Annotated in this window: 12 protein-coding genes and 1 pseudogene; 12 read left to right on the forward strand and 1 reads right to left on the reverse strand. The window is 57.7% G+C overall.

Annotated elements, in window-relative coordinates; translation table 11 throughout:
- The first annotated feature begins 95 nt into the window (after positions 1–95).
- The 10 genes from rfbB to VJ651_RS22685 all read left to right on the forward strand — a co-directional run bounded on the left by rfbB (position 96) and on the right by VJ651_RS22685 (position 10,120).
- Complete coding sequence (gene rfbB, locus VJ651_RS22640; RefSeq protein WP_324109592.1) at positions 96–1,169, forward strand: dTDP-glucose 4,6-dehydratase; 1,074 nt, start codon at positions 96–98, stop codon at positions 1,167–1,169.
- On the forward strand, positions 1,166–2,053 hold the full coding sequence (rfbA, locus tag VJ651_RS22645; protein WP_324109593.1) for a glucose-1-phosphate thymidylyltransferase RfbA: 888 nt from the start codon (positions 1,166–1,168) through the stop codon (positions 2,051–2,053). The genes rfbB and rfbA overlap by 4 nt, the downstream gene beginning before the upstream one ends.
- Before the next feature lie 2 nt (positions 2,054–2,055).
- Positions 2,056–2,604: a dTDP-4-dehydrorhamnose 3,5-epimerase gene (gene rfbC / locus VJ651_RS22650; RefSeq protein ID WP_414691382.1), complete on the forward strand. Its 549-nt coding sequence runs from the start codon at positions 2,056–2,058 to the stop codon at positions 2,602–2,604.
- A complete protein-coding gene (rfbD, locus tag VJ651_RS22655; RefSeq protein WP_324109594.1) occupies positions 2,601–3,482 on the forward strand; it encodes a dTDP-4-dehydrorhamnose reductase in 882 nt (293 codons plus the stop codon). Before rfbC ends, rfbD begins: the two co-directional genes overlap by 4 nt.
- A 79-nt stretch (positions 3,483–3,561) precedes the next feature.
- The gene (locus VJ651_RS22660) at positions 3,562–4,971 is read left to right on the forward strand and encodes a mannose-1-phosphate guanylyltransferase/mannose-6-phosphate isomerase (protein WP_324109595.1); all 1,410 of its coding nucleotides are present in this window, start codon (positions 3,562–3,564) and stop codon (positions 4,969–4,971) included.
- An 11-nt stretch (positions 4,972–4,982) separates the two neighbouring features.
- A complete protein-coding gene (locus VJ651_RS22665; RefSeq protein WP_324109596.1) occupies positions 4,983–5,768 on the forward strand; it encodes an ABC transporter permease in 786 nt (261 codons plus the stop codon).
- Positions 5,769–5,883: 115 nt separating this feature from the next.
- Positions 5,884–6,927, forward strand: a complete 1,044-nt coding sequence (gene gmd, locus VJ651_RS22670) for a GDP-mannose 4,6-dehydratase (RefSeq protein WP_324109597.1) — start codon at positions 5,884–5,886, stop codon at positions 6,925–6,927.
- A gap of 10 nt (positions 6,928–6,937) precedes the next feature.
- Positions 6,938–7,831: an NAD-dependent epimerase/dehydratase family protein gene (locus VJ651_RS22675; protein ID WP_324109598.1), complete on the forward strand. Its 894-nt coding sequence runs from the start codon at positions 6,938–6,940 to the stop codon at positions 7,829–7,831.
- A complete protein-coding gene (locus VJ651_RS22680) occupies positions 7,828–8,970 on the forward strand; it encodes a glycosyltransferase family 1 protein (RefSeq protein ID WP_324109599.1) in 1,143 nt (380 codons plus the stop codon). Before VJ651_RS22675 ends, VJ651_RS22680 begins: the two co-directional genes overlap by 4 nt.
- A gap of 1 nt (position 8,971) precedes the next feature.
- The gene (locus tag VJ651_RS22685) at positions 8,972–10,120 is read left to right on the forward strand and encodes a glycosyltransferase family 4 protein (RefSeq protein WP_324109600.1); all 1,149 of its coding nucleotides are present in this window, start codon (positions 8,972–8,974) and stop codon (positions 10,118–10,120) included.
- Between the two features lie 18 nt (positions 10,121–10,138).
- Here the strand turns inward: VJ651_RS22685 and galE are convergent, their stop codons facing one another.
- The gene (gene galE, locus VJ651_RS22690; protein WP_324109601.1) at positions 10,139–11,164 is read right to left on the reverse strand and encodes a UDP-glucose 4-epimerase GalE; all 1,026 of its coding nucleotides are present in this window, start codon (positions 11,162–11,164) and stop codon (positions 10,139–10,141) included.
- A gap of 430 nt (positions 11,165–11,594) precedes the next feature.
- Between galE and VJ651_RS22695 the strand changes: the two genes are divergently transcribed.
- Both VJ651_RS22695 and VJ651_RS22700 read left to right on the forward strand, forming a co-directional pair.
- Positions 11,595–12,689 (forward strand): glycosyltransferase, encoded by a 1,095-nt coding sequence (locus VJ651_RS22695; protein ID WP_324109602.1) that lies wholly within the window; start codon positions 11,595–11,597, stop codon positions 12,687–12,689.
- A gap of 35 nt (positions 12,690–12,724) precedes the next feature.
- Positions 12,725–12,883 (forward strand): annotated as a pseudogene (locus VJ651_RS22700) (phosphomannomutase/phosphoglucomutase); the annotation flags it as partial.

Below are 12,883 nucleotides of genomic sequence, written 5' to 3' on the forward strand. Positions count from 1 at the left end.
AGCGGAAGAATCCTGTTGTAATGGCGTCGTAAGATTTTATTAATTAATTTCAAGTAAAATCATAGGTTTACTGTTTTTACTGAGCACAGGGATAAATGATTTTCGTGACAGGTGGGGCGGGCTTTATTGGCTCGAACTTTGTTCTCGACTGGCTGGCAAACGGTGGCGAGCCGGTTGTGAACCTGGATAAGCTGACCTATGCGGGCAATCTGAATAACCTGTTGTCACTAAGGCAAGATACTCGCCATATTTTCATTAAAGGCGATATCGGCGATACGACGCTGGTGACCAAGCTGCTCGCCACGCACGGACCGCGCGCCATTCTGCATTTTGCAGCTGAGAGCCATGTCGATCGCTCCATCCATGGCCCGGGCGAATTCATCAAGACCAATGTCAACGGCACCTTCAGCCTGCTGGAAGCGGCGCGTGCCTATTATGCGGAATTGAGCGAAACGGAACGCGCCGGATTTCGCTTTCTGCATGTCTCCACCGATGAAGTGTACGGATCGCTCGGCCCGGCCGATGCGCCTTTCACCGAGCAGACGGCCTATGCGCCCAACAATCCGTATTCGGCTTCCAAGGCGGCCTCGGACCACCTGGTGCGCGCCTATCACCATACCTATGGCCTGCCGACGCTGACCACCAATTGTTCCAATAATTACGGTCCTTATCATTTCCCGGAAAAGCTGATCCCTCTGGTCATCACCAATGCGCTTGCCGGCAAGGCTCTGCCGATTTATGGCGATGGAAAGAACGTGCGGGACTGGCTGTATGTAGGCGACCACTGCGCCGCCATTCGCCGTGTACTCCAGGACGGCCGGCCGGGCGAAACCTATAACATCGGGGGATGGAACGAAAAAACCAATCTCGACGTCGTGCACACGCTGTGCGACATCCTCGACAAGCTTGCGCCCGGGAAGGCCGGCAGCTATCGTGATCAGATCACTTTTGTGACGGACAGGCCGGGGCACGACCGCCGCTATGCAATCGATGCCGGCAAGATCGAGCGCGAGCTTGGATGGAAACCCGCCGAAACCTTCGAGACCGGGATTCAAAAAACGGTGCAATGGTATCTCGACCACCAAGACTGGGTGTGCGACGTGCAGTCCGGCGAGTATCTGAAATGGGTCGAGAAGAACTACGCACAGCGTGAGGGGAGGGGGGAATGACGCGCCAGCGCAAGGGCATCCTTCTGGCCGGCGGCTCCGGCACTCGCCTGTACCCGGTGACGACGTCGGTTTCCAAGCAATTGCTGCCGGTGTACGACAAGCCGATGATCTACTATCCGCTGACCACGCTGATGCTGGCGGGCATACGCGACATCCTGTTGATCTCCACCCCGCAGGACACGCCGCGCTTCGGCGAGCTGCTCGGTGACGGCAGCCAATGGGGAATCAATATCCGCTATGCGGTTCAGCCCGCACCTGAGGGGCTGGCGCAGGCCTTCATCATCGGGCGCGAATTTGTCGGCAATGCCTTGTCGGCGCTGATCCTCGGCGACAATATCTATTACGGCCACGATTTCGATGCGCAACTGCGCAAGGCGGCAGCCTCCATGGACGGAGCAACGGTATTTGCCTATCACGTGCAGGATCCCGAACGATATGGCGTGGTCGAGTTCGACGGCAACCGGCGCGCGATCAGCATTGTCGAAAAACCGACGGCGCCGAAGTCGAACTATGCAGTGACCGGACTCTATTTCTACGACCAGCAGGTGTGCGACATTGCCGCGGATATTCGCCCTTCCGCTCGCGGCGAGCTTGAAATTACCGATGTCAACCGGGCGTACCTCGAACGTGGCAAGCTGAATGTCGAAGTCATGGGACGCGGCATGGCGTGGCTCGATACGGGCACGCATGAATCGCTGATGGATGCGGGTCAATTCATCGCCACCATTGAAAGGCGCCAGGGCCTGAAAGTCGCTTGTCCCGAGGAAATCGCTTACCGCAAACGTTATATCAGCGCCGAGCAGCTTGAAAAGCTGGCGCAGTCGCTGCAGAAAAACGAGTACGGCCAGTATCTGCTGCAGATACTCAAAGACAAAGTATTCTGACGATGAAGCTCATTACGACAGCCATCCGCGACATTGCCATTCTCGAGCCCACGGTGTTCGGTGATGCGCGCGGCTTCTTTTTCGAAAGCTTCAACGAGCGCGAATTCATGGCGCTGACTGGTGCGCCGGATCTTCGCTTCGTGCAGGACAACCATTCTCGCTCAGCCAGGAATGTCTTGCGCGGGCTGCATTATCAGATCCAGCAGCCGCAGGGAAAACTTGTGCGCGTGGTCGCGGGCGAAGTCTTTGATGTTGCGGTCGACATCCGCAAGAGTTCGCCGACCTTCGGCAAGTGGGTAGGTGCGACGCTTTCGGCGGACAACAAGCGGCAGATGTGGGTGCCCCCCGGATTTGCGCATGGCTTCATCGTGACCAGCGATTCGGCGGAATTTCTCTACAAGACCACGGATTATTGGGCTCCCGGATACGAACGTTGCATCGCATGGAATGATCCGGCTATCGGTATCGACTGGCCGCCCGGCATCGAGCCGGTGCTCTCCGAGAAAGACCGCAATGGCAGGCTGCTCGCCGAGGCGGAGGTGTTCGCGTGAGAATTCTTCTGACAGGAAGAACCGGCCAGGTCGGCTATGAGCTGGAGCGCAGCCTGCAAGGCTTGGGCGAGATCGTTACGCTGGATCGTGCCCAGATGGATCTGGCGGATCTCGACAGTGTGCGCGAGGCCATTCGCAACGTGCGACCGCATCTTATCGTCAATCCGGCAGCTTATACGGCGGTGGACAAGGCCGAGAGCGAGGCGGAACTGGCATTGCGCATCAACGGCGAGGCCCCGGCAGTGATGGCTGAGGAAGCCAGCAAGCTCGGTGCGGCGATGATTCACTTTTCCACGGATTATGTGTTTGACGGCAGAAAGAGTGGCGCCTATTCCGAGGAAGACCCGACCTGCCCGATCAATGTCTACGGTCGAAGCAAGCTGGCCGGTGAGCAGGCGATTCAGGCGAGCGGTATTCCGCACCTGATTTTTCGTACCAGTTGGGTCTATGGCATGCGCGGCAAGAACTTCCTGCTGACGGTGCGGCGTCTGGCTGAAGAGCGTGACGAGTTGCGCATTGTTGTCGATCAGCACGGCACGCCCACCTGGTGTCGCACCATTTCCGATGCGACTGCGCATGTTGTGGCATTTCTGGGCGCTGGAAAAAGGCTTGTTGGCCTGGATCAGGACCTGTGGCGGGAGAAATCCGGTCTTTACCATCTTGCTGCGCAAGGTCAAACCACATGGCATGGTTTTGCTCAGACTATTGTTGCGCATTGGTCAGTAAACAGAAAACCGGTAGTGACACCAATTGCAACACAGGAGTATCCGCTACCCGCCAGACGGCCTGTCAACTCGGTGCTGTCATGCGAGCGGTTTGTGAACACATTCTGCGGCCTGCCCGACTGGCGCGGTGCGCTGCGTTTGTGCATGGAGTAGGAACGACAGTCAGGAATCGAGACAGCGTGTCTCCGCCCGACGCAGGGCGCCCCAACAACATAAACAGTGAGATAGCATCATGTTGATCCCCATTATTCTCTCAGGCGGTGCCGGAACCCGGTTGTGGCCGGTATCGCGGGAGGCCCATCCGAAACCGTTCATGCGTATCGGCGGCGGCAAGAGCCTGCTGACGCAAACCCATGAACGCGCGCTGGCCGTATCCAATAATACGGCGCCATTGATCGTCACCAATCGCGACTACTATTTCCTGTCCCATGACGAGCTGGCCGACCAGGCGGTCAAGCCGAGCTATCTGCTGGAACCGGTCGGGCGCAATACCGCGCCGGCGATCGCGCTAGCCGCGCTGTGGGCGGTGGAGCAGAAAAGCGATGCCTGCATGCTGGTCATGCCGGCCGATCACCTGATCAAGGACACGCCCTCGTTCTATACCTCGGTGCGTCACGCGGAAGCGCTCGCGAAGGACGGCTTCCTGGTGCTGTTCGGCATCAAGCCCAAGGCGCCTGAAACCGGCTTTGGCTACATCGAGATGGGCGACCAAGTGAGCCAGCATGCGCAGGTGGTGCAGCGCTTCGTGGAAAAGCCCGACTCTGTCACAGCGGGACGTTATCTTGCGCAGGGCAATTACGTCTGGAACAGCGGCATGTTCTGCTTCAAGGCCAGCGCGATCCTGGATGCCTTCGCGACCTACAACCCGGCCCTGCTGGACGCGGCACGCGCGGTATGGGCAAGCACCAAGGCTGATGGCGACAAGATGGAATTGCCGAGCACGTTCTCCGCACTCGAAAATATCTCCATCGACTATGCGGTCATGGAAAAAGCCAAGAACATTGCCGTCATTCCCGGCGACTTCGACTGGAGCGATATCGGCGCATGGAATGCGGTGGCGGACGCCATTCCGGCCGATCAAGACGGCAACACCAACAACAATTGCCAGACCATCGTCATTGACAGCCGCAATACGCATATCGAGACCAGGGACCGGCTGGTCGCGATCATCGGCCTGGATAACCTGCTGGTGATCGATACGCCGGATGCGCTGCTGGTGGCGGACAAGTCGAAGAGCCAGGAAGTGAAGGAAGTTGTCAACCGCCTCAGGGCCAGCGGCCACGATGCGCACAAGGTGCATCGCACCGTTGCTCGCCCGTGGGGAACCTACACTGTGTTGCAGGAAGCGCCGGGCTTCAAGATCAAACGCATCGCCGTTAAACCCGGCGCATCGCTGTCGCTCCAAATGCACCATCACCGCAGCGAGCATTGGGTCGTGGTCTCCGGTACCGCGCAGGTCATCAATGGCGAACAAACCATCAAGCTCGAGGCAAACCAGTCGACCTATATCCCGGCCGGAAGCAAGCACCGTTTGACTAATGTCGGTGATACGGAATTGGCATTGATAGAGGTACAATGCGGGTCTTACCTGGGCGAGGATGACATCGTCCGCTTTGATGACGTATACGGCAGGGTTCAATAATGGCAGTAGGCATGTTGCGTTCGGTATGGAGCTATCGCGGCTTCATCTCGGGCAGCGTCAAGCGCGAATTTCAGACGCGCTATCGCAATTCGCTGTTGGGCGCAGCATGGACCATATTGAATCCGCTGGCGATGATCGTGGTTTATACCGTGATTTTTTCGCAGGTGATGAAAGCCAAGCTGCCGGGTGTGGACAACGGTTTCGCCTACAGCATCTATCTGTGCGCCGGCGTTCTCACCTGGGGACTGTTCGCTGAAATCGTCGGGCGTGCGCAGAACGTCTTTATCGAGAACGCCAACCTGATCAAGAAAATCAGCTTTCCGCGTATCTGCCTGCCGGTCATCGTGGTCCTCAATGCCGGGGTGAATTTCGCGATCATTTTCGGGTTGTTCGTGCTGTTCCTGATTTTTTCCGGCACGTTCCCCGGGCCGAGTTTTATCGCGATGTTTCCGGTGCTGGCGATCCAGATCATCTTTTCCATCGGTCTCGGTATTTCGGTCGGCGTGCTGAATGTGTTCTTTCGCGATGTCGGACAGGCGTTCGCGGTGCTGCTGCAGTTCTGGTTCTGGTTCACCCCGGTGGTGTACCCGGCCTCTATCCTGCCGGCCGCGATCAAGCCTTACGTCAACTGGAATCCGATGGTGCCCTTGATCGCGGCATACCAGGACATACTGGTGCATGGACGATGGCCGCAATGGGAGAGTCTGCTGGTCCCGGCAGCGCTGGCCGTCCTGTTCTGCATGGTGGGCATGCACCTGTTTCGCAAGCGGGTAGGTGAAATCGTCGATGAACTTTGAAGCGCATCATGCGCTGCGTCAACATCATTGATTCGGACAAGCGCTACAACATCGGCTGGTTACGCGCAGCACGGTAGCTATGTCTCTATAATTCCTTAAAGAACTCCTATTAAAAATGAATAAACCATCTACAGCGATTATTACCGGCATCACCGGCCAGGATGGCGCCTATCTCGCCGAGCTTCTGCTGAGCAAGGGCTACAAAGTAGTCGGCACCTACCGCCGCACCAGTTCCGTGAATTTCTGGCGCATCGAAGAGCTTGGCATCGACAAGCATCCGAATCTGCAGCTGGTTGAATATGACCTGACCGATTTGAGCGCCAGCATCCGTCTGCTGCAATCGACCGGCGCGACCGAGGTGTACAACCTGGCGGCGCAGAGCTTTGTCGGCATTTCCTTCGATCAGCCGGTGACCACGGCGGAAATTACCGGGATCGGGCCGCTCAACCTGCTGGAAGCGATTCGCATCGTCAATCCGGCAGTGCGCTTCTACCAGGCATCGACCTCCGAAATGTTCGGCAAGGTGCAGGCCATTCCGCAGATCGAGAGCACGCCGTTCTATCCACGCAGCCCCTACGGTGTGGCCAAGCTCTATGCCCACTGGATCACCATCAATTATCGCGAGTCGTACAACATCTTCGGCTGCAGCGGCATTTTGTTCAATCATGAATCCCCATTGCGCGGTCGCGAATTCGTCACCCGCAAGATCACTGATACCGTTGCCAAGATCCGCCTCGGCAAGGCAAGCATGCTGGAGCTCGGCAACATGGATGCCAAACGCGACTGGGGCTATGCGAAGGAATACGTGGAAGGCATGTGGCGCATGCTGCAGGCTGCCGAGCCGGATACATACGTGCTCGCAACCAACCGTACCGAAACCGTGCGCGACTTTGTGACCATGGCCTTCAAGGCGGCGGATTACCAGCTCGAATGGCGCGGCAAGGGCGAGCAGGAAGTCGCCCTGGATGCTGCCACCGGTAAGACGCTGGTGCGGGTGAATCCCCGGTTCTACCGGCCGTCGGAAGTCGACCTCTTGATCGGCGACCCTGCCAAGGCAAAGGCTAAGCTCGGCTGGGCACCCGCAACCACGCTGGAGCAGCTATGCCAGATGATGGTACAGGCCGATTTGCGCAGAAACGAGCGTGGTTTCTCTTTCTGAAAAGACATTTGTGACTGAACAGCGTCGTGTATTGCTGACTGGCGTCAACGGTTTTACCGGCAAATATGTCCGGGCGGAGCTGGAGGCGGCCGGGTATACCGTGATCGGGGCCGTGGTCGGCGCCCCTTCCGGACCGAATGAGGTGATCCTTGACATCACCTCATTGGACAATTGCCGCCGCGTGATGGAAACAGTGCGGCCCGATTACGTGATCCACCTGGCTGCAATCAGCTTCGTGCAGCATGCGGACGTGGAGGCGTTTTATCACGTGAACGTGATCGGCACGCTCAATCTGATACAGGCGATCGCCGATGCCGGACTTTCACCGCAGCGCGTACTGGTGGCAAGCAGCGCCAACATCTATGGCAATGCCAAGGCGGGTGTCATCTCCGAAGATCAGTCGCCCGAGCCCGTGAATCACTACGCGACCAGCAAGCTTGCCATGGAGTACATGGTCCGGACCTGGTGCGATCGCCTGCCGATCGTCATCACGCGCCCGTTCAATTACACCGGCGTCGGACAGGCGCCGCATTTCCTGATTCCGAAGATCGTTTCGCACTTCACGCGCCGCGCCGCAATGATCGAACTCGGGAACCTGGATGTGGAACGCGATTTCTCGGATGTCCGGATGGTGGCACGCGCCTATCGCGGATTGCTCGAGCATGATTGCGCGGGACAGGTGGTGAATATCTGCAGCGGCCGCCCCTATTCCATACGCGACATTCTTGCGCTCATGCGCGAGATCGCCGGCTATGAAATCGACGTACGCGTGAACCCGGCTTTTGTGAGACATTCGGAGGTCAAGACGCTGGTGGGATCAACCGAGAAGTTGCGTGGGCTGATCGGTGAGCTCGACTATATTCCGCTGGAAGAGACGCTGCGGTGGATGGCCAGTACAAAATGAGCTCGATCCGCGTGGGCTTGAGCACGACGACGGTTGAGCCGATATTGACGAAGGGTTGTCTGGACGGGATTGGCGTCTATACCAGTGCCTTGCTGCGGGGCTTGCCCGCATTCGGTTGCAAAGTGACGGGATATTCCTTTTCCACGCTGCCCGGCAAGGGATCGAGGGGCAAGTTTCGCCTGGGCCGGGCGATGTCGCACTCCTACAGCGCACTGTCGATGCGTGATTTTTTGACGCCGGGTTCGGTGCGAAGCGATCTGCCTGTCGACGTGTACCACGCGACCGACTATCGAATCATCAGGATGCGCTGTCCCGTGATCGCAACCTTGCACGACGCGATCCCGTTGACGCATCCCGAATGGACCAGGAAGAACCTGAGAGGCATCAAGAACTGGGTGCAGAAGAATGCAGCGCACAAGGCGGATCATGTGATAGCGCTTTCGCGTTTCGCCGTCAAGGAGCTGGTGGAGTCGTACGGCATTGATGAGCGCCGGATCACAGTCGTGCATTGCGGCGTGGACCCGGCCTGGCAGGAACGTCCGGAGCAGTCCGCGATTGACGAAACATGCAGGATGTATGGCTTGCGCCCGGGATATTTTCTTTTTGTCGGCACGCTGCAGCCGCGAAAAAATGTTGAGCGCATCGTCGAAACGTACCTGAGCTTGCCGATGGACATGCAGCGTGATCGGCAACTGGTCATCGTCGGACGGGCAGGCTGGGGATGCGAGGTTTTATTGAGCAAACTCCGGGCTGCGGTCAGGGGTGGCGCCAATATCATATGGATCAACGACTTGACGCAGGAAGAACGTCTGCGGCACGTGTATGCGGAAGCGGGTGTTTTTGTCTTTCCTTCGCTCTATGAAGGTTTCGGTATTCCTGTTGTCGAGGCCTTTGCCTCGGGCGTGCCAGTCGTGACTTCCGGCACGACATCCTTGCCGGAAGTTTCCGCGGGCGCTGCGCTGGAAGTGGATCCGTTGTCCATGGACGAGATAAGGGGCGCGATGCTGAAACTGGCGACCGACGATAGCTTGCGGAGGAAGTGCATTGCCGCCGGCCGCGAACGCGGCGCGCAATTGACCTGGAATCGCGCAATGGAAGAGACGGTGGCCGTGTATCGCTCAGTGATCGGAAGCGTGTGACATGTCGGCGACAATCAAGGTACTTCACGTTTTCAAGACTTACTACCCGGACTCGATGGGTGGCGTGGAGGCGGTCATCCGTCAATTGACAGCTGCCACCGAGCCGATGGGCGTCTCGAACCGGATATTTACCCTCAGCTGGCAGGGAAATGCGAGTCCCGTGCTGCGCGAGGGCACCGTGGAGGTGTTGCGGGCGCAGACACATCTGGAAATCGCGTCAACCCCGATATCCTTCAATGCCCTGCATCTGTTCCGCGATTCGGCGGCACGCGCCGACCTGGTTCACTATCACTATCCCTGGCCATTCGGGGACGTGCTGAACCTGCTTGGCGGCCACACCAAGCCTGCAATTCTGACTTACCACTCCGACATCGTTCGCCAGCGCATGCTGATGCCGGCCTACCGGCCGCTGATGCGACGCTTTTTCGCCAACGTCGACATGATCGTGCCGACCTCACCCAACTACCTGCAGAGCAGCGAGATCCTGCAGGAATATCGGGACAAGGCGACCGTCATTCCTATCGGCATGGATGAAAACTGTTATCCGGAGCCGACGCCGGAGCGATTGCGTTACTGGCGCGAGCAGGAAGGCGAAGGATTTTTCCTGTTTGTCGGTGTGCTGCGTTATTACAAGGGCTTGCATATTCTGCTCGATGCCTGTGCCAACAACAACAGCCGGGTCGTGATCGTCGGCGCCGGTCCGGTCGAAGCGAGCCTGAGACAACAGGCCACGCGCCTGGGCCTGACGAACGTGCGCTTCGTCGGCGCCGTACCCGATGAGGACAAGGTGGCACTGCTGAAGTTGTGCAAAGCGGTTGTCTTTCCTTCGCATCTGCGCTCCGAGGCCTTCGGTGTGACACTCCTCGAAGGCGCGATGTATGGCAAGCCGCTCATCTCATCCGAAATCGGCACCGGCAGCAGTTATGTGAATATCGACGGGCTGACAGGAATTGTTGTGCCGCCCAGCGATCCGGTGGCGCTGCGAGAGGCGATGCAGCGCCTGGAGCATGACCCGGCACTGGCCGAGCAAATGGGACAACGGGCGCGTGAGCGTTTTGTCAGTCTGTTTACGGCGCAGAAAATGGCCAAGGCCTATGTTGACTTGTATGAGCGGGTTCTCGATCAGCGACAGTTGATGCGCGCGGCATAATCAGCGGCGCGTGTGGTGTCAGTCCTGATATCCGCGAGGATTCGTGTTCTGCCAGCGCCAGTGATCCGCGCACATTTCTTCCAGGCTTTTGCACGCTTTCCAGCCGAGCAGGGCTTCCGCGCGTGACGGATCGGAATAGCACGTGGCAACATCGCCGGGGCGACGTTGCGTGACCTCATAGGGGATCGGGATGCCGCTTGCCGACTCGAATGCACGCACCACATCGAGCACGCTGTAGCCGCGGCCGGTGCCCAGGTTCAGCGTAAAGCTGCCGGGAGTATTGAAGAGGCGTTCGAGCGCTGCGACATGTCCCTGCGCGAGATCGACGACGTGGATGTAGTCGCGAACCCCGGTTCCGTCCGGTGTGGGATAGTCGTCGCCGAATACCATCAGCCGCGGCATGCGTCCCACCGCCACCTGCGCGACATAAGGCATGAGGTTGTTCGGGACGCCGCGCGGATCTTCGCCGATCTGGCCGCTGGGATGCGCGCCGACCGGATTGAAGTAACGCAGCACCCCCATGGACCATGACGGATCCGATTGGCCCAGATCATGCAAAATTTGTTCGACCATCAGCTTCGATCGGCCGTAGGGGTTGGTCGGCGACAAGGGCGCCGCTTCGGTGATGGGAACGGATTGCGGCGCGCCATAGACTGTTGCGGAGGAACTGAACAGAAAGCGCTTGACCTCTGCCTGCGACAGCGCCTGCAACAGCGTGACCGTGCCGGAGACATTATTGTCCAAATATGCGAGCGGTTCCTTGACGGATTCGCCGACTGCCTTGAGTCCGGCGAAGTGGATGGCCGCATCGATTTGATGTTTGACGAGGAGAGCGTCCAGCGCGATCCTGTCGCGGACGTCGACTTGATAAAAATGGATCGGTTTGGCGGTGATTTTCTCGACGCGCGACAGCGATACGCGCGAGCTGTTGCACAGGTTGTCGACCGCGACAACCGCACAGCCTGCGGAAAGCAATTCGACGCAGGTGTGCGAGCCGATATAGCCCGCGGCGCCGGTAACCAGAACCGTTTTGTCCGTATGCATGAATTGACTGCGATTTCGTTGAAAAGCTTGCTGCCAGGAGGTATTCCGGGCTTCTATACCGTCGCCAGTACGATTTTCCCGAAAACCTGATCGGGCGAGCTTATGATCTGATGGTTTCTCCTATATTATAGAGAGTTGGCAATATTTAAATTAAATAAAGGCGGTTTCGACATTCGTAGCTCAAGGCTGCACAATGGACGCGAAACACAGATTTCGGACCTTGCAATACCGGCCAATACAGGCTGACGCATTGGGCCGAACCGGCATCTTCCGTATGCCGCCTGGCGATATGAATGCGTTTTTCAAGTCTCCAGCAAGCCGGCTTTGCCTGCATGGCTCCCGGCAACAAGATTAATTTTTCCGGTACAGGATCGACATTCAAAACGTGGAGCGGGAAATCCGCTTTTCTTCCGGTTCAAACACAGCATACATGCATTCAATCATAGTCAGTTTTTTCGTCGCATTGATGGTGGGCTTCTTCATCATCAAGCTGTCAGTCGTTAACGAAAAAACCCTGGACTACGAACTGAATGGCGCGCAAAAATTCCACTCCCACCCGGTTCCCCGTATCGGAGGATTGGCAATTTTCATTGCCGTGGCGGCGGGCGGCGGGCTTGCCTACTGGCGTGCTCCTCACATCGGCGCCTGGATATTCCTGCTACTGTTGTCTTCGACGCTTGCATTCGGTTCCGGCATACTCGAAGACTGGACCAAGAACGTGGGTGTTCTGTACCGTTTGATTTTTACGCTGCTCTCGGCGGTGGTCGGCTATTTTCTCTTGCATGCGGCGATCGTCAGGATCGACGTTTCCTTCATTGACTCCTTTCTGAGGTTTGCACCGGTATCGCTGCTTTTTACGGTGCTTTGCGTCGCCGGCATTGCCAACGGCATCAATATCATTGATGGCTTCAACGGTCTGGCCGGGGCGATCTCGATATTCATCGCGTTATCGCTGGCTTATGTCTCGATGCAGGTCGGCGATGCGCATGTCACGACGGCGGCACTGGTACTTGCCGGGGCGACCGCAGGATTCATGATCTGGAACTATCCGTTCGGCCTCATTTTCCTCGGCGACGGCGGCGCTTACTTCCTCGGTTTCATGCTGGCGGAACTGGCAGTCTTGCTGATCGCCCGCAATCCGCAAGTGTCGGCATGGTATGCGGCCCTGCTGATGATTTATCCGGCATTCGAAGTCATCTTTTCGATCTATCGAAAGAAATTTGTGCGTGGCATTTCGCCCGGCATACCGGACGGCGTTCATCTGCATATGCTTGTCTTCAAACGTCTGGTACGCTGGACGCTGGGCACGCAAGGAGCGCGCGCAAAAACGCGGCGCAATGCATTGACTTCTCCATATCTCTGGCTCTTATCCCTGACTGCCATCATCCCGGCCACTTTGTTCTGGCACAGCAAGTGGGTGCTCGTCGGATTTTCCGCATTGTTTGTGGTCGGCTATACATGGCTGTATGCGCAGATCGTGCGATTCAATGCGCCGCAGTGGATGATCCTGAGGAAGAAGAAATAGCGTTTTGCTTTTAGTTGATTTTGAGGTTTTGTTTTATGTCCGTACTTTCACCGAGCATTTTCAAGGCATACGATATCCGCGGCATCGTGGGCAAGACACTGGACATCGGCATCGCGCGCCAGATCGGCCAGGCCTTCGGCACCGCCGCCCGCATCAAGGGCGAACAAGCCGTCGTCATCGGCCGTGACGGCCGC

Origin of the sequence: Noviherbaspirillum sp. (genome assembly GCF_035254865.1) — a bacterium.
GTDB lineage: Bacteria > Pseudomonadota > Gammaproteobacteria > Burkholderiales > Burkholderiaceae_D > Noviherbaspirillum.